At 34.5% G+C, this 18,859-nt stretch carries 23 protein-coding genes, 1 pseudogene and 1 riboswitch; of the genes and pseudogenes, 12 read left to right on the forward strand and 12 right to left on the reverse strand.

Features of this window, described 5'->3' with window-relative positions; all coding sequences use genetic code 11:
* Positions 1 to 74: 74 nt before the first annotated feature.
* Entirely contained in the window at positions 75 to 1,136 is a 1,062-nt protein-coding gene (locus BG05_RS14890; RefSeq protein WP_002167935.1) for a lactonase family protein, read from the forward strand.
* Between the two features lie 70 nt (positions 1,137 to 1,206).
* Here BG05_RS14890 and BG05_RS14895 read toward each other — a convergent pair whose 3' ends face one another.
* Positions 1,207 to 1,380, reverse strand: a complete 174-nt coding sequence (locus BG05_RS14895) for a DUF1272 domain-containing protein (RefSeq protein ID WP_001162783.1) — start codon at positions 1,378 to 1,380, stop codon at positions 1,207 to 1,209.
* A gap of 195 nt (positions 1,381 to 1,575) precedes the next feature.
* Here BG05_RS14895 and BG05_RS14900 point away from each other — a divergent pair, with 195 nt between their 5' ends.
* Positions 1,576 to 2,430, forward strand: a complete 855-nt coding sequence (locus BG05_RS14900) for a pentapeptide repeat-containing protein (RefSeq protein ID WP_002185327.1) — start codon at positions 1,576 to 1,578, stop codon at positions 2,428 to 2,430.
* Positions 2,431 to 2,450: 20 nt separating this feature from the next.
* Entirely contained in the window at positions 2,451 to 2,987 is a 537-nt protein-coding gene (locus BG05_RS14905; RefSeq protein ID WP_003190539.1) for a hypothetical protein, read from the forward strand.
* 20 nt (positions 2,988 to 3,007) lie between these two features.
* On the opposite strand, the gene BG05_RS14910 is transcribed toward BG05_RS14905, so the two are convergent.
* The gene (locus tag BG05_RS14910; RefSeq protein ID WP_033729983.1) at positions 3,008 to 3,895 is read right to left on the reverse strand and encodes a DMT family transporter; all 888 of its coding nucleotides are present in this window, start codon (positions 3,893 to 3,895) and stop codon (positions 3,008 to 3,010) included.
* Between the two features lie 368 nt (positions 3,896 to 4,263).
* On the opposite strand from BG05_RS14910, the gene BG05_RS14915 reads away from it, so the two are divergent.
* Positions 4,264 to 5,025 carry a glycosyltransferase family 2 protein gene (locus BG05_RS14915; RefSeq protein ID WP_078214092.1) on the forward strand — a complete coding sequence of 254 codons (762 nt, stop codon included), beginning with the start codon at positions 4,264 to 4,266 and terminating at the stop codon, positions 5,023 to 5,025.
* On the opposite strand, the gene BG05_RS14920 is transcribed toward BG05_RS14915, so the two are convergent.
* From BG05_RS14920 to BG05_RS14940, 5 genes are all read right to left on the reverse strand, one after another.
* Positions 4,994 to 5,917, reverse strand: coding sequence for an NAD-dependent epimerase/dehydratase family protein (locus BG05_RS14920; RefSeq protein ID WP_002128317.1), 924 nt, complete (start codon positions 5,915 to 5,917; stop codon positions 4,994 to 4,996). The genes BG05_RS14915 and BG05_RS14920 overlap by 32 nt on opposite strands.
* A complete protein-coding gene (locus tag BG05_RS14925; RefSeq protein WP_002128316.1) occupies positions 5,914 to 7,137 on the reverse strand; it encodes a class I SAM-dependent methyltransferase in 1,224 nt (407 codons plus the stop codon). The genes BG05_RS14920 and BG05_RS14925 overlap by 4 nt, the downstream gene beginning before the upstream one ends.
* Before the next feature lie 12 nt (positions 7,138 to 7,149).
* Positions 7,150 to 8,205: a CDP-glucose 4,6-dehydratase gene (rfbG, locus tag BG05_RS14930; RefSeq protein WP_003190534.1), complete on the reverse strand. Its 1,056-nt coding sequence runs from the start codon at positions 8,203 to 8,205 to the stop codon at positions 7,150 to 7,152.
* Between the two features lies 1 nt (position 8,206).
* The gene (gene rfbF, locus BG05_RS14935) at positions 8,207 to 8,974 is read right to left on the reverse strand and encodes a glucose-1-phosphate cytidylyltransferase (protein WP_002014025.1); all 768 of its coding nucleotides are present in this window, start codon (positions 8,972 to 8,974) and stop codon (positions 8,207 to 8,209) included.
* A 115-nt stretch (positions 8,975 to 9,089) separates the two neighbouring features.
* Positions 9,090 to 9,863 carry a glycosyltransferase family 2 protein gene (locus tag BG05_RS14940; RefSeq protein ID WP_078176817.1) on the reverse strand — a complete coding sequence of 258 codons (774 nt, stop codon included), beginning with the start codon at positions 9,861 to 9,863 and terminating at the stop codon, positions 9,090 to 9,092.
* A 216-nt stretch (positions 9,864 to 10,079) separates the two neighbouring features.
* Here BG05_RS14940 and BG05_RS14945 point away from each other — a divergent pair, with 216 nt between their 5' ends.
* From BG05_RS14945 to BG05_RS14960, 4 genes are all read left to right on the forward strand, one after another.
* A complete protein-coding gene (locus tag BG05_RS14945; protein ID WP_025149265.1) occupies positions 10,080 to 10,487 on the forward strand; it encodes a MerR family transcriptional regulator in 408 nt (135 codons plus the stop codon).
* 119 nt (positions 10,488 to 10,606) lie between these two features.
* On the forward strand, positions 10,607 to 11,929 hold the full coding sequence (locus tag BG05_RS14950; protein ID WP_002128314.1) for a hemolysin family protein: 1,323 nt from the start codon (positions 10,607 to 10,609) through the stop codon (positions 11,927 to 11,929).
* A 53-nt stretch (positions 11,930 to 11,982) separates the two neighbouring features.
* On the forward strand, positions 11,983 to 12,396 hold the full coding sequence (locus BG05_RS14955; protein ID WP_002084378.1) for an ATP synthase subunit I: 414 nt from the start codon (positions 11,983 to 11,985) through the stop codon (positions 12,394 to 12,396).
* Positions 12,397 to 12,616: 220 nt separating this feature from the next.
* A complete protein-coding gene (locus tag BG05_RS14960) occupies positions 12,617 to 13,168 on the forward strand; it encodes a DUF2179 domain-containing protein (protein ID WP_002014015.1) in 552 nt (183 codons plus the stop codon).
* A gap of 146 nt (positions 13,169 to 13,314) precedes the next feature.
* Here the strand turns inward: BG05_RS14960 and BG05_RS29610 are convergent, their stop codons facing one another.
* From BG05_RS29610 to BG05_RS14970, 3 genes are all read right to left on the reverse strand, one after another.
* Positions 13,315 to 13,497 (reverse strand): DUF3923 family protein, encoded by a 183-nt coding sequence (locus BG05_RS29610; RefSeq protein ID WP_232294831.1) that lies wholly within the window; start codon positions 13,495 to 13,497, stop codon positions 13,315 to 13,317.
* A gap of 120 nt (positions 13,498 to 13,617) precedes the next feature.
* The gene (locus BG05_RS14965) at positions 13,618 to 13,959 is read right to left on the reverse strand and encodes a hypothetical protein (protein WP_003190525.1); all 342 of its coding nucleotides are present in this window, start codon (positions 13,957 to 13,959) and stop codon (positions 13,618 to 13,620) included.
* Between the two features lie 273 nt (positions 13,960 to 14,232).
* On the reverse strand, positions 14,233 to 15,429 hold the full coding sequence (locus BG05_RS14970) for an MDR family MFS transporter (protein ID WP_016127327.1): 1,197 nt from the start codon (positions 15,427 to 15,429) through the stop codon (positions 14,233 to 14,235).
* A gap of 112 nt (positions 15,430 to 15,541) precedes the next feature.
* Here BG05_RS14970 and BG05_RS14975 point away from each other — a divergent pair, with 112 nt between their 5' ends.
* The 3 genes and pseudogenes from BG05_RS14975 (at position 15,542) to tsaA (ending at position 17,368) form a co-directional block, all read left to right on the forward strand.
* A complete protein-coding gene (locus tag BG05_RS14975; RefSeq protein ID WP_002142532.1) occupies positions 15,542 to 16,084 on the forward strand; it encodes a CGNR zinc finger domain-containing protein in 543 nt (180 codons plus the stop codon).
* Positions 16,085 to 16,126: 42 nt separating this feature from the next.
* Positions 16,127 to 16,882 (forward strand): annotated as a pseudogene (locus BG05_RS14985) (class I SAM-dependent methyltransferase).
* A gap of 27 nt (positions 16,883 to 16,909) precedes the next feature.
* Complete coding sequence (gene tsaA / locus BG05_RS14990) at positions 16,910 to 17,368, forward strand: tRNA (N6-threonylcarbamoyladenosine(37)-N6)-methyltransferase TrmO (protein ID WP_033734667.1); 459 nt, start codon at positions 16,910 to 16,912, stop codon at positions 17,366 to 17,368.
* 71 nt (positions 17,369 to 17,439) lie between these two features.
* Here the strand turns inward: tsaA and BG05_RS31060 are convergent, their stop codons facing one another.
* Together BG05_RS31060 and BG05_RS15000 are read right to left on the reverse strand one after the other, a co-directional pair.
* Positions 17,440 to 17,583: a hypothetical protein gene (locus BG05_RS31060; RefSeq protein WP_000945246.1), complete on the reverse strand. Its 144-nt coding sequence runs from the start codon at positions 17,581 to 17,583 to the stop codon at positions 17,440 to 17,442.
* 97 nt (positions 17,584 to 17,680) lie between these two features.
* Positions 17,681 to 17,823: riboswitch (cyclic di-AMP (ydaO/yuaA leader) on the reverse strand.
* Positions 17,824 to 17,851: 28 nt separating this feature from the next.
* The gene (locus tag BG05_RS15000) at positions 17,852 to 18,322 is read right to left on the reverse strand and encodes a GNAT family N-acetyltransferase (protein ID WP_002128309.1); all 471 of its coding nucleotides are present in this window, start codon (positions 18,320 to 18,322) and stop codon (positions 17,852 to 17,854) included.
* Positions 18,323 to 18,553: 231 nt separating this feature from the next.
* Between BG05_RS15000 and BG05_RS15005 the strand changes: the two genes are divergently transcribed.
* A complete protein-coding gene (locus BG05_RS15005; RefSeq protein WP_002014007.1) occupies positions 18,554 to 18,802 on the forward strand; it encodes a GlsB/YeaQ/YmgE family stress response membrane protein in 249 nt (82 codons plus the stop codon).
* The last annotated feature ends 57 nt before the right edge of the window (positions 18,803 to 18,859 follow it).

The following is an 18,859-nucleotide window of genomic DNA, read 5'->3' on the forward strand; positions in this document are numbered from 1 at the left end:
TTCAATGAATAATAGTTTTAGGTTGCTTAGTAAGAAGTGTGATGAACAAAAACTATAGGGAGAGGGTTATGAAAATGACGGATAACAAAGAGTTTATTGGATATGTTGGAACTTACACGAAAGAAAATAGTGAAGGAATATATACTTTTACTTTACATACGGAAGCGCAAAAAGTTAGTAATGTAACACTTGCGGCTAAGCTGGATAACCCTACATATGTAACGATTAGCAAAAATAATCAATATCTCTATTCTGTTGTAAAAGAAGGAGAAGCTGGTGGTGTAGCTGCTTATTTGATTAATAGTCATACTGGAGAGCTAGAGGAACAAAATAGACAAGTAGTAGAAGGGGCTTCTCCTTGTCATATTAGTGTGGATAGTGGAAATCAAACGGTAGTTACAGCGAATTACCATAAAGGAACGATTGAGTCTTTTGAAGTAGATGAAGAAAATGGAACTGTAAATCCTGCTTCATCTATTATGGCACATGAAGGTTCAGGTCCAAATAAAGAAAGACAAGAAAAACCACATGCACATTACGCGGGATATACTCCTGATGAAAAATATGTGGTAGGTGTTGATTTAGGGATTGATAAAATAATTACATATGGAATAAAAGATAGTACATTAAAAGAAGTGAATAGCTTGTCTGTGAACCCAGGAAGCGGTCCGAGACATATTGCTTTTCATCCAAATGGAAAGTACGCTTATGTGATGACTGAACTTAGTTCGGAAGTCATTGTGTTAACATATTATCCGGAAGAAGGATCCTTTACAGAGTTGCAGTATATTTCTACAGTTCCAAAAGAATTTGATGGAAATAGTCAAGGAAGTGCTATTCATATTTCTTCTGATGGCCGTTTTGTATATGCGGCGAATCGTGGGTATAATAGTATCGCTGTTTTCAGTGTAAATCAAAACTCAGGTGAACTTACATTTGTTGCACATACATCTACAGAAGGAAATTGGCCGAGGGACTTTGTGTTAGATCCTACTGGAAAATTTCTTATTGCTACAAATGAAAAGTCACATAATCTTGTGCTATTTTCAAGAAATGAAACGACAGGGAAGTTAACACTGTTACAATCTGATGTTGTTGTACCAGAGCCTGTTTGTGTTAAGTTTTTAAATGTTTAATTTGTGATTGGTAGAATTTCTATATACCCCAGAAACAGAAAAAAGCAAAGCGATATCGCTTTGCTTTTTTCTATTTCTTCTTCGGTCTACGTACTAACTCGCCGCCACAATTTGGGCAAACGTTTTGTCTTTCCTCTGTACATGGTGCACAAAATGTACATTCATACACGCATATGTATGCTTCAGAATCAGGCTGAAGGGAATGGTCGCAAATTTGACAGTTTGTTTTCATTTCTAATGCCATCGTAATCCTCCTCGTTATTTGAAAGTTCTTAATTTAATTATAATTAATATTGTAGTGGGTGTCCTTTTTAAATGAAAAGAAATAGACGGATTATGTTGTTGTTTGAAATGAAATAGGTCCATTTGTTTTAAAATTGATTATTTAGTGCAGTTGGAATATTATGAAATAGTTAAAAGACAACAGGGGGTATATATTTTGACTAATCATAACGACTATTTTCGTGTAGAAGAGGATGTAAATTACAATAGTTTAAAAGCGGATTGTGAAAAATGTTTTGGATTATGTTGTGTAGCATTACCGTTTGCAGCATCAGTAGATTTTGCGGTGAATAAAGATGGTGGTAAACCTTGTACAAATCTACAATCAGATTATAAATGTAGTATACATAGAGATCTTAGAGGAAAAGGCTATAAAGGTTGTACAGTATTTGAATGTTTCGGTGCTGGACAAAAGATTTCTCAAGTTACGTTTAAAGGAATTGATTGGCGGACAGATGCCGAGCATGCGAGAGAAATGTATGATGCTTTTCCGGTTATGCATCAGCTTCATGAAATGCTTTGGTATTTGAAGGAAGCTATTCTATTAAAGGCGACGCAGACAATTCATAAAGAGCTGAAGGAAGCAATTGAAGAGACAGAGCGTCTTTCTAATTTAAGTTCAGATGAGTTAATGGAAGTAAATGTGCCATTACACCGTGCAGAAGTGAACATTCTCCTTTTAGAGACGAGTGAATTAGTATGGAAGGAAATGAATGTTGCACGTAAAAAACGAATCAGTCACCGCGGAGCAGATCTTATGGGAGCTAACCTTAAAAAGAGGGATTTACAAGGAGCAAATTTAAGAGGAGCTTATCTTATTGCGGCTAATTTACGAGATGCAAATTTAAGGGGAGCGGATCTCATCGGAGCAGATTTGCGAGATGCAGATATTCGCGGGACAGATTTTACAAATAGTATTTTTCTTACGCAAGTGCAAATTAATGCGGCGAAAGGGGACAAATATACGAAATTACCGAAAGTGTTGTCTCGTCCAGTTCATTGGACTACGTAAAGAGTATGGAGTGAAATAGTTTGGATATTTTTCAGTATTTAGAGGAAATGCAGGAAGCCGTATTTTCGTTATCGGTATCTCAAATAGAATCGAAGTATTATGATATTTGTCGCACACTAGCGTCAAGTGAGGATGCGGAGCGAATTAAATTGATTCCATTAGATTCATACAGAGAAAGTATGAGGATAGGTTTGAAAGAAGCTTTAGAAATTACTGCAAGTGAAGAGGTAAAAGTAATTTATTTTGAGTATGATTTGGATAATGAATGGAATAGTCAGTTCTATGTTTGTGACGATTACATTCCACTTGAGGAAGAGGATGATGATTGGGCTTGTGAATGGACGTATGATATTGAGGGACCGAGGTCAGTAGAATTAGCAGATTTGTATGCTGAAAATGGCTTTGATTCAGATAAAAAGGCTGTAGGTATTACTTTATATTTAATTGCAAAAACAGTGTGTAGTTTTATAAGTGCATGTAGTGGAGTACAAAGTAATATACCAATTTGTATAGGGTTCCATGATCAAGACCCAATTATACGAACAGGCAGAGACTAAGTCTCTGCCTGTTTTTTATACTATTTTCGCTTTTCAAAAGTAGTAATTATAACACTACATATAATAAGGATACCACCAATAAAAAAGTTACTGCTTAACGTCTCATTTAATAAGAACCAACCAAGTAATGATCCAACGATAGGTTGAAAGAAGAAAAATAATGAGCCGATGCTAGCATCCATTAATTCTAATCCTTTATTCCAAAGAAAAAATGCACCTGCGGTTGAGATGATTCCTAAATAGAGTACGCCTAATACTACATACATGTTCATATGTTCAATAGGATTTGTTTGGAATTCCCATACCATAAAAGGTGTAATGAAAAAGAGTGAAAAAAATATTGCGTACGTTGTAATAACTAAAGATGAAAATCGAGCAGAAGCGATTTTTACATAAATGGACAGTAAAGCCCACGTAATAGCGGCCCCAACTAAAATGATTGTACCGATAAAATAGGAGCCGATTTCAAAATCCCATCCGATAACGATAACGACACCGATTGTCGCTATTATAGTTGATAAAAGTCTACGAGCAGTTAGTTTCTCTTTTAAAATGAGCGCTGCAAATATAACCATAAATGCAGGTGTAGCTGATGTCACTAAGGAGCCTGTATGAGCATCGGATAATTTCGTTCCGATAAATTGACATGTGATCGAAATGAAATAACCTACGAATCCGATCCAAGCGAATAATAGCCAATCTTTTTTGTGTATGGTTACGTTTTTCTTTTGCTTTTTTTCAGTTGTTTTCAAAATCACATATAAAACAACAAAAGCGATAATAAAGCGTAGCCAAACGAGTGTAAGCGGCGGGATAAAGTCGAGTACGTATTTACTAACGACGTACATACCGCCCCAAATACTTGCTGCTAGTGATAAACATATAGCTCCTAAAATGGTTTGTTTCATTTGAATGACCTCCATCTATTTTTAGGGTTATGATTTATTCCCTAAGACGAGGCATGGTGCACTTGTTATATGGATGCCCGTCTTAGATTATAGACGGCCTACAGGTTGATCGTTTTCGAATGAAGTGTTGTAGTACATGAGCGCATTCCTCCTTCATAATTTTATAATGATATTATAACTCAATTTTCAGTTTATTGGGATGGTTATTGTACGGAGTTGATTCTTTAGAAAATGGTGGTTGTCTAAGAAAGCATAGTATATGGTAGAAAAACATATTTTTAAAATAAAAGAAACCAATTACATAACTGATAAGTATATTAAGAGTAGGATGAAAAAGTAGATTAATAGAGAAAGAGGAGGAGATTTACATTACTACAACTGTTATTTCTCATTTTTATAACGAAGAGTATTTATTGCCGTGGTGGCTTGTGCATCATACGAAACTGTTTGATCATGGCATTTTAATTAATAAGGGTTCAACAGATCGTTCGGTTGAAATTTGTAAAAAATTCGCACCACACTGGGAAGTACGAGATTCTGCAAATCCAGAATTTGATGCACTAGCGACAGATCATGAAGTGATGAGGATAGAACAAGAAGTAGAAGGATGGAAAATGATTTTAAATACGACTGAGTTTCTTTGTGTACAAGATAAAGAGCAGTTCTGGAAATCACTAAAAGACTTAGGAGGGAGGATGTACTGGCTAGAAGGCCTTATAATGGTAGAAAATCCAAACTATAATTATCCAAAACTTAGGTATAGTATTTCTCTAATGAAACAGCGATTTCACGGTTACTTGCCTGAAGATTGGGAGCTGTGGAGAAGAGGGAGGTTCATTCACAATCACGAATATGGAAGTTATACGGCTGGAAGACATTTAACTATGCATGAGTCTATGAATTACCCACCTCTTGCATGTATTGTATGGTTTGGATTTAGTCCGTGGAATGATGCGATCAAAAGGCGCAAATTACAAATCGGGCCAACTCTTTCTCAAGGTAGTATACATGCGGGAATGGGGACGCATCATATTATTACACCTGAAAGATTAGAAACATGGTATAGAGAACTAGCGGGAGGAACAAAGGATCTGCGTTTCAGTGATGCATATCGTTATGCTTTTTTATAAATGATTCCCACCAAAAAATAGTTTCCTCAATTCCTGTGTTTAGATCGTAAGTTGGTAGCCACTTTACTTCAGTTTTTAAACGTTCCACATTAACGCCGACAAATAAAGGTTCATCTTTAGGAAAAGGGATAGCACCTAGTTTAATTAAATTTTCTTTTCCTATCTTTTTGGCAATGATAGAAGCTAATTCTTTAATTTGTACAGAGTGACCAGAAGCGATATTTATCGTACCTGTAACGTTACACTGTAATAAGGTCACAAGAGCGTCAGCGACATCACTCACATGGAGAAAATCTCGAGATTGATTTCCATGTGTACATAGTGCTTCCTCGTTTTTTAATAATGAAGTGATAATGTTAGATACAAGTCGATTACCATGTTCGTAAGGGCCATACATATGAAAAATTCGGCCCCAACACATGCTGAGGCCGGTTTGTTTTGCGTACGATTGTAACCAGGAGTGCAATGCATTTTTACATAATGAATAAGGTGTTTTATAGGAAAGAAGCGGTGAATCTTCAAATAATACACCGTTAAACCACTCGTACTCAGCACCGGTACCTGCTACAACTACTCGTTTTCCACCACATGTTGTGAAGTGTTGGATTAAAGAAATACTGGACTGGAGCCAATAATAATTATTGATGGATACATAGCATTTGGGCGGCACTGCTTCCCAAGCTAAATGAAAAAGGTAAGTAGGTTTAATTTCGTAAATGAGTTTTTTTACTTCTTCATCGCGAAGTAAGTTTACTTTATGCCAATGGCAGGAAAGGTGAGAAGGCTTATTTTTATTGTAAGTGGCGTGAACTTCATAACCCTTTTGTATAAGTGAATGTACAACATATTTACCAATCCATCCACTACCGCCTGTTACAAGGATTTTTTTCATGGTTCGATCACGTCTACTTCTGGGATCATCACTAAAAATTTGCCGCCCCATTCACGGATGAAGGAGCATTCTTTCATAATTTCCTCCTTTAAATTCCAAGGTAATATGAGAATATAATCAGGTTTTGTCCGTTTAATTTCTTCTGGGGATTTTATAGGAATACGAGTTCCTGGCAAAAGGAGATTTTGTTTATAAGGATTTTTGTCTACCGTATAAGATAGAAATTCTTTTCCGATTCCACAATAATTTAAAAGGGTGTTTCCTTTAGCGGGAGCGCCGTAACCGATAATTTGTTTGTTTAAAGCTTTTGTTTCGATAAAAAACTTTAAAATACTTATTTTCAATTGTTCTATGCGTTCAGAAAAAAGGAGATAGCAATCTAATGTATCTAGCCCGTGATCTACTTCTTTTTGGATTAATTTTGTAACATTGCAATGGATAGTGGATGAGGCATTATGATGGTTTATAAAAATACGCAAGGAACCACCGTGCGTTGAAAGCTCTTCTACATCAACAATTTTCAAATGATGATAAGCTAAAACTTTTTGAAGACTTATAAGAGAGAAGTAAGAGAAGTGCTCATGATAGATTGTGTCAAACTGTTTAAAGGATATGAGGTTTAATAAGTGAGGGAATTCAATTGTTATCGTGCCATCTTGCTTTAATAACGTTTTTAAACCGGCGACAAAATCATGCAAGTTTGGAACATGTGCTAATACGTTATTTGCGACGATTAAATCAGCTTGTGGTAACTTTTTTGCTAAGTCATTGCTGAAAAAATTCACTTCAGTAGGAATTCCTTTTTGGATAGCGATTTCTGCTACGTTTTTCGCTGGTTCAATTCCAGTAGTATTGATGTTTTCTTTTTGGAAGTATTGTAATAAGTATCCATCGTTACTTGCGATTTCAATCACTTTCGAATGGTTTGTTAAGTTGAAACGCTTAATCGCCATTTCTACATATTGCTTAGCGTGTAGTAGCCAACTGGAGGAATAAGAGCTAAAGTATAAATAGTCATGAAAAATATTGTGCGGAGATTCAAATTCATCTAATTGTACAAGTAAACAAGAGTTACAAACAAACGTGTGCAGCGGATAAAATGGCTCCATTTTATATGAGTGTTCTGGAGCTACAAATGAGTTAGCGAGAGGAGAAACGCCTAAATCTAAAAAAGTATTTGTGAGTAATGAATGGCAAAAACGGCATTTTTTCTGTTCCATTTTATAGCCCCCTTATAAATTTTTGAATGCATCGATTTGTTGTCGTGTGAATGATTCTATATTTTCACCGGATGCATATTTTTCGTACCATTCAACGGTCCAAGCGATAGCATTTTCTGTGGATAGCTTAGGAGTCCAGTCCAGTTTATTTACTGCTTTTGTACTATCGAGTGTTAAAATAGGTGATTCATAAGGAGTATTTATAGTGGGAGAAAGTATTGTTAATGGTTTATTCCATAATTTTATTACAGATTGAATGACATCATGGACGGTTCTGTTAGCCTCGTTAATTGGTCCGAAATTCCATGCTTCTGCATACTCTTTATGCTTCCAAAGTTTCTCAGCTAAAAGGATATATCCATGTAAAGGATCCAAAACATGTTGCCACGGTCGGATAGCATTTTTGTTTCGAATACTTAAAGGACGGTCTTGTAAATATGCACGAATGATATCTGGGAATAAGCGATTTTCTGCCCAATCACCACCACCGATGACATTGCCTGCTCTTACTGAGGCGAGTGAAAGGGTGTTCGTGTGAAAAAAAGATTTTTGATATGATGTTGCAACTAATTCAGCGCAAGCCTTACTAGCACTGTATGGATCATAGCCCCCTAAACGGTCGGATTCTACAAATGCTCGATTACCGCTCCCATCATTCGCATAACATTTATCACTCGTAACATTAATAATGAGACGTACGCTTTCGACGTACTTTGCTGCTTCTAATACGTGAACAGTGCCTAAGACGTTTGTTTTAAATGTATCAATAGGATCTTTGTATGAAGTGGTGACGATTGGTTGAGCTGCTAAATGAAATATCATATCAGGTTTGTGCTGTTTTATGGCATGGAATAAAGAATCGTAATCTGTAATGTCTCCTTCAATTGTAATGCACTCTTTTGCTGCGTTACATTGTTCAAGAAGGTTAGGAGTTGAGGGAGGGTGAGAAGAGTAGCCGATTACTTCTACACCTAAAGAAGTTAAAAAAAGGGTGAGCCATGAGCCTTTAAAGCCAGTATGTCCTGTAATAAATACTTTTTTCTTATTCCAAAAAGATGATGAAGTCATATTACCAGACCTTCCATGGAGCGTCATTATTTTCCCATAGCTCGACTAATTTATTTTTATCGCGCAATGTATCCATGGGATGCCAAAAACCAGTATGCTGAAATGCTGCCAGTTCATTTTTGTTTACTAACTGAACTAAAGTTTCGGTTTCCAAAACAGACTTATCTCCACTAATGTAATTGAAAATATCATGATTTAAAACAAAAAATCCACCGTTAACCCATCCACCATCACCTAGTGGTTTTTCTTGAAAGGATGTGACAGATTGTTTATCTAAAACGAGAGAACCAAATCTACCAGGAGGTTGTACGGCTGTAACAGTAGCCATTTTTCCGTGTTTTTTATGAAATGCAATAAGTTCTTTTATATTTACATTACTTAATCCATCACCATAAGTGAGACAGAAAGGTTCGTCTCCAACATAATTTTTTATCTTTTTAACTCGTCCACCTGTTTCGGTATTTAGACCAGTATCAATTAATGTAACTTTCCATGGTTCTATAGGATGAGAATGGCTAGTAATTGTGTTATCGCTTAAATGTATTGTGAAATCTGACATGTGTAAGTTGTAATTTAGAAAAAACTCTTTAATTGCATATCCTTTATAGCCTAAGCAAATAATAAACTCAGTGATCCCATAATGGCTAAACAAACTCATAATGTGCCATAGAATAGGTTTTGTTCCAATCTCAATCATAGGTTTTGGTTTTAAATGTGTTTCTTCCCCAATTCTTGTACCGTATCCACCAGCAAGAATAACAGCTTTCATTTTTTCCTCCTAAAATAAAAATTTATAATATATACAGTATTCATATTTTATGCAAATGAGATTGTTTTTGATTAAGCGGATGAAATGGTGTGAGGTGATGACCATGCAAAAAACATTATGGTTTAAACTTTGGAAATAATTCTTGATATTCAGGATTATTACGGAGGTCTTGAGTTACGTTACTAAGCTCTAAAAAACGTGTTTCCAGTTCTTCAGGAGATTGACCGTAATGTGTTTGGAGTCCCATTTGAACACCTATTTTTGAAAGGGTAGGTGTAATTTGTAATTTTCTTGCCTTTGACTGTTCATTCCAAGGGCTAAAATAAAATTTTAAAATAAATGAAGGATAGTCATAAACTATATTCCCGTGCCGCGAATAATGTCTACCAGGTAAATATGCACCATCTAGATGATTGTGAATAAATCTCCAGGCACATCCGAGTTTTGGGTTATAAGGGAAGACGCCGTGGTATCGTTGTTCTACTAATGGGATAGAGTATCTTGGCTTTGAATAATTGTACTTATGGCTATCTATCATTAAAATCATTCTAATCGCATACATATTTTGTCCTAGTGCATGAAGAGATGAGAAAAACTCTTCTGTATTATTACAACAAAAGAATTCAGTAGTATTTAAAACGATTTTCCAACCTGAAATTTCTCTTTCAATTCCCATCACTTCAATATCAGTATTTGTTGGATCAAACTCAAGAAATCTGGAATCTCGCACTTCCCAGTGGGGTGCGAATAATTTACAAATCTCTACGGAACGATCAGTAGAACCTCTATTAATTAATATGCCGTGATCAAATATTTTTGTATGATGCATAAGCCACCATGGAAGTAGGTATTCTTCATTATAAAAATGAGAAATGATAGTTTTTTTAATATTAATCTCCTCCTATACAAGCAATCGTTATTAGTAAGGTATGCTGTTAAATAAGAAAGGTTGAAAGGAAAAAGCTGTATAGTTATAGATTAATTGTTTTTATTAATAAAGGATGAAATTTAGAAATTTGTGAATGATAACCATCACGTTTGACTGTACAGTTTATGTATTGTATGATAATAGTAATATAAACAAGGGGGGAAGATCGTTGGGAAGGTGTATCGAATCGGACAGTTGGCTCTCATGGCTCACGTGTCGAAACGAACGATTGATTATTATACGAATCTAGGTATCTTAAAAGCGGAGCGATCTCAATCTAATTATCGCTATTACGACGAAACAGCATTTGAGACATTACAATTTATTGAGAAGTGCAAAGAAATGCATATGCCGCTTTGTGAGATTAAAGAGAAAATCGAGGAGAAGAAGAAGCTGCTCGGTATCAATGAACACGTTTCGAAACAAGTGAATGAAGTGACAGACCATATTCATCGATTAGAAGCAGAGTTAACGGAGTTAAAGCCGCTTTTAGATGAATTGACTGATTCACAACGTGAAAAAATATCGAAATCTTTATCTGGTCAAACGACAGCTTTAATACAGACACTTGCTCTATTATTATAGAATAAGTGAAATCCGACCTCTTTAATTTTTGTATCGGGCTATGTTTTCTAACGAACAAATAAGAAAACATTATAGTATACAGGAGGTGGACACCTTAGTTTTTTAACTAAGGGGATTCATTGGAAATATTTAATTTAGTCATGGTTGCGATTTTAATCGCATTTACTGGATTTTTCGTAGCAGCAGAGTTTGCGATTGTTAAGATACGTTCAAGTCGCATTGATCAGCTTGTTGCGGAAGGGAAACGCGGTGCGTTAGCAGCGAAAAAGGTAACAACAAATTTAGATGAATATTTATCTGCTTGTCAATTAGGTATTACAGTTACAGCTATGGGATTAGGTTGGTTAGGTGAACCGACAATCGAAAAGTTATTACACCCGTTATTTGAGAAATGGAACATAAATCCTTCTATTTCATCAGTATTAACTTTTGGTCTTGCTTTTATGCTAATGACATATTTACACGTTGTAGTAGGGGAATTAGCTCCGAAAACGCTGGCAATTCAAAAGGCTGAAAAAGTAACGTTGTTATTGGCAACTCCGTTAATGATGTTCTATAAAATCATGTATCCATTTATTTGGGTATTGAACGGTTCAGCTCGTGTTATAACTGGTTTATTCGGTTTGAAACCAGCTTCTGAACATGAAGTAGCTCATACAGAAGAAGAATTACGTCTTATTCTTTCGGATAGCTATGAAAGTGGCGAAATTAATCAAGCTGAATACAAGTATGTAAATAATATCTTTGAATTTGATAATCGCATTGCGAAAGAAATCATGGTACCGCGTACAGAAATCGTTGGTTTCTATCTTGAAGATTCAGTAGAAGAACACATGAAAGTAATCCAAAATGAACGATACACACGTTATCCGATTTTTGGAGAAGATAAAGATGATATTATCGGTATGGTCAACGTAAAAGATTTCTTTATTCGATATATGAACAACGATCAAGAAGATTTATCATCGATTCGCACGTATATGCGTCCGATTATTGAAGTTATGGAAACGACTCCAATTCATGATTTATTACTGCAAATGCAGAAGAAGCGAATTCCAATGGCTGTTTTATATGATGAGTACGGAGGAACAGCTGGAATTGTAACGCTTGAAGATATATTGGAGGAAATCGTCGGCGAAATTCGTGATGAATATGATGAAGATGAAGCACCACCAATTCAACATGTGAACGAGTATCATAAAATTGTTGATGGAAAAGTGCTTATATCAGAAGTAAAAGATTTGTTTGGATTACACATTGAAGAAGACGATGTGGATACAATCGGTGGATGGATTATGATGCAAAATCATGAAATCGAAGAAGGACAATACGTTGAAGCAGAAGGCTATGAATTTAAAGTGTTAGAAAAAGATGCTTATCAAATTAAACGTGTTGAAATTCAAAAAATGGAACAAGAACAAGAGAAAGCAGCAACTGTGTAAGTTGCTGCTTTTCTTCTGACACATAATAAAATGTGAAATTAGGAGCGGATATTTTGATTCAAGTAGCCTTACGTGTATATCGATTACAATTGTATACGATCTTTAGTGGTTTACTACTAATGTGGGCGGTTACTCCGTTTGGGAAACAAGTGACAGGGTTCGGTATCGGTTTAGCAGTTAGCGCATATTGTCTTTGGCTATTAGCTCGCAGAGTGGAGAAATTAGGAAGAAGTATCGTGATGAAAGAAAAGGCTCCTGGATTAGGAGTTCTAAACCGATTTGCAGCCGCAATATTAGGGGCTATCATTATGTTTGAAATTGAGCATGAAATGGAAATGTGGGCATTCGGTACTGGAATATTGGGTGGACACTTTTTAATGATTGCGAATTTAGCCTATGCAAATATGCAGCTAGTAAAAGAAGAAGAGAAGCAAAAGGAAAATGCTTCGAAAAACATAGAACTCTGATGAAAGGGACCTAATCAGGTTCCTTTTTTGCGTTTAAAAATAAATGATATAATACGAATGATTTACTGGTACTTATCGAATTTATGCCAAACATAATACGCTTATTTTTGGGGCATTTCAATAGTATGAAAAAAAATTAAAAAAAATTAAAAAACCCATCGATTTCTAAAGCTTATGTATGTTATCATGACAAAAGAATTTGCGAAAGAGGTGGATACCAATGTTACAAGCTTTACTTATTTTTGTGCTTCAAATTATTTACGTTCCAACTTTAACAATCCGTACGATTTTGCTTGTAAAGAATCAAACAAGATCCGCTGCAGGTGTAGGATTGTTAGAAGGGGCTATTTACATTGTCAGTTTAGGTATTGTGTTTCAAGATTTATCAAATTGGATGAACATTGTTGCCTATGTCATCGGCTTTAGTGCGGGACTATTATTAGGCGGTTATATAGAAAATAAATTAGCAATTGGATATATTACGTATCAAGTTAGTTTGCTAGACCGTTGTAATGAATTAGTAAATGAATTACGCCATTTTGGATTTGGCGTTACAGTATTTGAAGGTGAAGGAATAAATTCTATACGTTATCGCTTAGATATCGTTGCAAAGCGTTCTAGAGAAAAAGAACTGTTAGAAATTATTAATGAAATTGCACCAAAAGCATTTATGTCTTCTTATGAAATCCGTTCGTTTAAAGGTGGATACTTAACGAAGGCGATGAAGAAGAGAGCGTTGTTGAAGAAGAAGAAAGATGAACATGCATCGTAAAAAAAAAGGAGTAGTATGGCTTAAAAATAAGTTTATAACCATAATCCTATATGAATACGAAAATGTAAAAGAGAGGAATCTATTTTTTGAAAAATTCCTCTCTTTTTTTATGATTTCTCGTATAATTCTAAAAAAATTATGTATGATTATTTTTTATTGCTCTTTCTCAAATTAACAATTAGCCATATAGATTGAATAATTATCGGTAATATAAATGCAATTAATAAAACGATAAATGCCACTAATTTAAGCTCTGGTGTTTGAGTAACACCAGCACCATCAACCTCTCTTAGCCAAATGATAGCTGCCAATATCCCAAAAATGGTAATCTAAAATATGTTACCAATCCACCAAAAAATCCATCGTCTTTTCATATTAGCACCTCTTATATTTACCCTCTGTTAAAAGTATATTTTCGGTTGTTATATTTAAATGAAATAACTATAAAACTACTTTTTTTCAACTGTATATCTAACTTGTTTAAAGGTTGCCATGTCTCCATCTTCGTTATCATCTTTCGTTTGCAAAAGTTGAACTCTTGGCTTGTAGTCTGTCCTATGAGCGTGCTCGATATCTTTAATGTTAAGTTTGTAGGATTCACCATTATTTATTTTTTGTTCCAATACTTTTTTATTGGCTACATAAATAAAAGTCATTTTATTTTCATCAATGCCCTCGGTCTTAATTTCTAATTCATTATCTTTTGTTGTAATCGTGGGTGTTAATAATTCAATACTGCCGTTTCCAGTTTCTAAAGACTGTTCTATTATAGTTGAACATCCGTATAACATGATTAGGATGAATAGAAGAAGGCTAAATCCTTTTATCTTTTTCACAAGATCCCCCCTGATTTAAAAACCTTTTGATTTGTCATTCCTAGACCGTTAGTGTGGAACATAGATAAATAGCTATTAATCTGACAATATTATACCATAATATGTAAAATGTAACAGGTGTATATTTACTTTAAGGGATAGCTTCAGGATTTTATGTTTTTTATCGTATTGAAAGATACGTTTATTATTGTAAATTCGCATTTCCTAATTCTTGAAAATTGTAATTTTTTAAAGGTGTTTCGTATCTTTACATAGGGATTCATGTTCTTTAGAAATAAGTTTTTTAGTATATAAAATATGTAATGCAATAAAGCAGATAAGTCCAAATGTACCGAAAATAAGCCAAGGTGCATACATTCCGTTTAAGTTCGATGTAAACGATGTACCGGTATAATTACCAACGATAAAACCAAATGCGAGTGATAGTTGATAAAATCCGAAATAAGTAGCTGTATACGATTCGTTACTGTAATTTGCAATAGCGATATCAGCGTTAGGTAATACGAGCGTTTCACCGATTGTAAATAAAATTACACAAATAAATAGCCAATATGGATGTTGGAATAAAGGAATGAGTAAAAAGGAAATACCCATTAATAAAACACCGTATTTAATAATAGAAAGTGTGTTGTATTTATGAAAGAGTTTCCGGAATAATACCATAAATATGACGCCTGTTATTGCATTTATCGTAATAACTAGTGTAGCGAGCTGGTTGCTATTACTAATGTTTTTCATATGAAGTGGAAGTGCGACAGTTAGCTGAGTAAACATAATATAGAAGAAGATCATAATAAATGAAAACAAAAGGAAAGATTTGTTTTGTAAGATAGACTGTATCCCTAATGTAATAGACGTGTTTTCAGTAGTGACTTGGAAGTGATTTTTAAGTAAGTAAAAGATAAAAGCGAATAACAGCATAAGAGATCCTGTTAGAGAAAAAGCATAGATTGGATCGAGTAAGAGTAAGAACCCTCCTGCAATTGGTCCGATTATTGCACCGCAATTAAAACTAAGGTTTAAATATGTAAATAAATTTTTTCTCATATGAGCTGGTTGTGAGCCGAATATGGCGCGCGCAGCAGGTTCGTAAAATGCAGTTCCGAAGCCAATAAGTGCAGAAGAAATAGAAATTGTATAGAAATCAGAGCATATTCCTAAAGCGATAAATCCGATTCCTCTTAAAAATAATCCGGCTATTATCATAATGATATAGCCTATTTTGTCAGCAATTAATCCTGAGAATAATGGGGTAACTCGTGATGTGATTGTCATAACCGTCAACACTGTTCCTACTTGAACAGCAGAAAAATGAAGAAAGCTTAATAGATAAATAGCTAAAAATGCGTATACTGCAAAATACCCAAAAGACATAAAAAATGAAGAAATAAGCATGAAACGTATCGGTATTGAGAAACTTTTCATAGAACTCCTCCTAATATTGTAACCGGTAAAATTATTTGATGGTTAACTATTTTATATTATAATTATACATAAAGTCAGAAAAAAGTAAATTTTAAGAAGAAGGTGGATGGAATTGAATCAAAACGCACCAAATGAATTAGAATATATTCGGGGATTTTTAAATACATGGAGAATACCAAATGATACGAGAGAGCCAATTGATTTGCTACAAACAGAAGGTGATATAAAGCAATTTATGAAAAAATATTTTCATGAAGAGTTTTCATTTCATACAATAGATGAATTAAAAAGTTTTCGAGAAGACATTCGGTTAACAATTGAAGGCGAAGGATCGTTGCAAAAATGGTTAGAAAAATACCCATTTCATGTACATATAAAGGGAGATATGAAAAGTGTTACATATGAACCGGTGCAAGAAGAGAATGTGTATACAAAAGTATTGAGTATTGTGTTAACGGCGATTCAAGAAAATTTGTGGGGAAGGTTAAAAGCATGCCCAGATTGTCGCTGGGTATTTTATGATCATTCGCGTAATGGAAGTAAAAGATGGTGCGGTATGTATGCTGGGGAAGAAGGCGGAAGAGCGTGCGGTACGATTGCAAAAGTGAAAAATTACCGAGCGAAGAGAAAAGGAAGATCGGGTTATAATGTGTAATTTATTTATGAGAAGAAAAAATCGGTTGGGGGAATGTAGGATATGGAAGGCACACAAATGTTAGCTTTAAATAAAAAGTGTTGGGATACAGTTGCACCATATTTCTTTCAAGTTGATTGTTTACCAAAATACGGCCCGTATACAGCGTCTGAAGATGAAATTCATCTATTTGATTCAATCAGAAATAAAAAGGTTCTTGATATTGGATGTGGGAGTGGGCACTCATTGTAATATATGGTGGAACATGGGGCAGAGGAATTATGGGGTCTTGATCTTTCAAGTACACAAATTGAAACGGCACATGAAACGTTAAAAGGCTGGGATCCAAAGTTAATATGTGGAGCAATGGAAGAAGAAGTGGAAATTCCGAAAGAGTATTTTGACATTGTATATTCCATCTATGCATTAGGTTGGACTTCAAATTTAGGAAAAACATTAGAACTTATTTACTCATATTTAAAGCCAGGTGGAAGCTTTATTTTTAGCTGGGAGCATCCGATATATTCAAATTTACTGTACGGAACAGAGGAGATTGTTTTAAATTCCTCTTATCATGAAGAAACTCCTATTACGTTTGAAACATTTAAAGGGGAAGATGTACAAGCGACATTATATAAGCGAAAAATGAGTACATACATAAATGAGTTAAATAGAGTTGGTTTTACAATTGAGAGAATAGAAGAACCTGAACCATCTAGCGTATTTGATGGAGAAATAGCAGAGCCTTCTACGAAGTATTATTCTTTATATAAAGCTAGGATGGTGCCGACGACGTTCATTATTAAGGTAAGGAAGTAAATAATGCTGCATAAAGAAGGGGGAAAAATGAGTCATATTAATATGGTGAAAATTGGTGAAGTGCAAAACTCTATAGATGAAAAAGTGTACAGTAATTGGGGAAGTGTTATTTCTAACATTAATATATATCCAGAGTATATTGGAGGATTAGCTGGCCTTGAGGATTACTCTCATGCAATTGTTATTTTTTATATGAATGATTTCCAGGAAGAAAATAAAGAGTCGTGGGCTAGAAAGCCAAGGGGACTAAGTGATTTAGATGAAAAGGGATGTTTTGCGCAACGGACAAAGTATCGTCCAAACCCCATTGGAATTACTACTGTTGAAATATTGTCCATTGAAAATAATGTTATGACTGTGCAAGGATTAGACGCTAATGATCAAACGGCTATTTTAGATATAAAACCATATATTTCTGCTTTTGATGCAAGGGAAAATGTTAGTGTTCCAGATTGGATGAATAAATTGATGCAAGATTATTTTTAATGCTAATACAAAAAGATTTGCAGTTCATAATTGCAAATCTTTTTGTATTAAATATTGTATGCATGGTTTATTTATCTCTTCGGTTGAAAAATATGCTGAAAAAAGTATTTGTGATGTAAGTTATCTACAACTTTATTTGCTTGATATGTGCGGTGTTGTTCGAGTCGAAGTCTTTGCTCCATCATTTTTATTGCGTGATCTGATAAACGTAACATTGTACCAGTCTCCTTTTCTATAAATATAGTTTTCTGATTGATATCGATTCCATATTTATAACTAAGGAGGCAAAGTGTGTAACATAGGCAAAAAGCACCTTCCTCTCCCATTACGCTTACGAGGTTAGCTGTCGGACTCGGGAAGTGAGAGTTTCCCTACTTAAAAAAGATTCGCCCCAAGTAGCATAGCTACAAAAATGGTTCCCCCGCTCCAAAATTTGGATTCAGCAAAAGGTTGTATAAAGTAAAAAATAACATAAATAAATAATTAAGTCAAACTATTTTGTGTTTTCTGTCTTTTTAGTTGCGTAAGGATCATGCCATCAGGTAGTGTTGTATCTGTTACTTCAATGAAGCTGTGTTTTTTATATAATGCGAGAGCTGGAGTATTGGCTTTACCTGTTTGTACAATGTATGTCATTGAAGACGAGAACATGTTAAATATATAAAGTAGCAGTTTCGTTGCGATTCCTTTTTGAAAAAAATTGGGCGATACAACTAATCTGTGGATATCGATTAGTTCTTCTTCTTGTATAAAAGAAATAAAGCCGACGAGTTTATTTTCAGAGAAATATCCATAGAATGTTTCATCACAATTTTGAATATCGTTTACAGTATCATATAAACGAGGTATTGCAGTACTGTTTAAAAAGTCTGCTTCAATTTTATAAGCTGGAAGTTGAACATTTAAAATGGATGTTGCTACTTCATAAGAAGTGGGAAGTAATTTATGAATCATAGATAATAACGCCTCCTTTAAATATGATATATTAATATAATTGATTTGTGGGTAAGTTTGACAATTTTTTTCTTTTTTGCATATAATATATGTATCTCCATACATAAAATGTTCGTAGGTATATTTCTATAGTAGGATATGGTTAGCGTAGATAAATACGTAATCTTATATAAGAGTTTAGCTACTCTTGTATTTGATAATACAAACTATAATAGAAATGAGGGACTAAAAATGGGATGGATTATTACATTAATAGTTGGTGCTATTATAGGTATAATTGCTAGTTCTATAACGGGTAAAAATTTTCCGGCTGGTATGTTTGGAAATATAATTGCTGGTTTACTAGGAGCTTGGTTAGGTAGTAGATTATTTGGATCTTTTGGGCCATCATTTGGTGGGATTCATGTCGTGCCAGCATTATTAGGTGCAATTGTGTTAATTCTTATTGTATCATTTGTAGTAAAAGTTGCAAGAAAATAAAGGTTATTACTGATTGTTTTATAAAGCCCTTTTAGGGCTTTTCCTAATTAGAGAGGT

It is taken from the genome of Bacillus mycoides, assembly GCF_000832605.1.
GTDB classification, from domain to species: domain Bacteria; phylum Bacillota; class Bacilli; order Bacillales; family Bacillaceae_G; genus Bacillus_A; species Bacillus_A mycoides.

Excerpts from the sequence above, each read along its gene's own strand:
- BG05_RS14890 (WP_002167935.1), top strand. The coding sequence starts at position 75 with ATGACGGATAACAAAGAGTTTATTGGATATGTTGGAACTTACACGAAA.
- BG05_RS14895 (WP_001162783.1), bottom strand. The coding sequence starts at position 1,380 with ATGGCATTAGAAATGAAAACAAACTGTCAAATTTGCGACCATTCCCTT.
- BG05_RS14910 (WP_033729983.1), bottom strand. The coding sequence starts at position 3,895 with ATGAAACAAACCATTTTAGGAGCTATATGTTTATCACTAGCAGCAAGT.
- BG05_RS14920 (WP_002128317.1), bottom strand. The coding sequence starts at position 5,917 with ATGAAAAAAATCCTTGTAACAGGCGGTAGTGGATGGATTGGTAAATAT.
- BG05_RS14925 (WP_002128316.1), bottom strand. The coding sequence starts at position 7,137 with ATGGAACAGAAAAAATGCCGTTTTTGCCATTCATTACTCACAAATACT.
- rfbG (WP_003190534.1), bottom strand. The coding sequence starts at position 8,205 with ATGACTTCATCATCTTTTTGGAATAAGAAAAAAGTATTTATTACAGGA.
- rfbF (WP_002014025.1), bottom strand. The coding sequence starts at position 8,974 with ATGAAAGCTGTTATTCTTGCTGGTGGATACGGTACAAGAATTGGGGAA.
- BG05_RS14960 (WP_002014015.1), top strand. The coding sequence starts at position 12,617 with ATGTTACAAGCTTTACTTATTTTTGTGCTTCAAATTATTTACGTTCCA.
- BG05_RS14965 (WP_003190525.1), bottom strand. The coding sequence starts at position 13,959 with ATGTTATACGGATGTTCAACTATAATAGAACAGTCTTTAGAAACTGGA.
- BG05_RS14970 (WP_016127327.1), bottom strand. The coding sequence starts at position 15,429 with ATGAAAAGTTTCTCAATACCGATACGTTTCATGCTTATTTCTTCATTT.
- tsaA (WP_033734667.1), top strand. The coding sequence starts at position 16,910 with ATGAGTCATATTAATATGGTGAAAATTGGTGAAGTGCAAAACTCTATA.
- BG05_RS31060 (WP_000945246.1), bottom strand. The coding sequence starts at position 17,583 with ATGTTACGTTTATCAGATCACGCAATAAAAATGATGGAGCAAAGACTT.
- BG05_RS15000 (WP_002128309.1), bottom strand. The coding sequence starts at position 18,322 with ATGATTCATAAATTACTTCCCACTTCTTATGAAGTAGCAACATCCATT.
- BG05_RS15005 (WP_002014007.1), top strand. The coding sequence starts at position 18,554 with ATGGGATGGATTATTACATTAATAGTTGGTGCTATTATAGGTATAATT.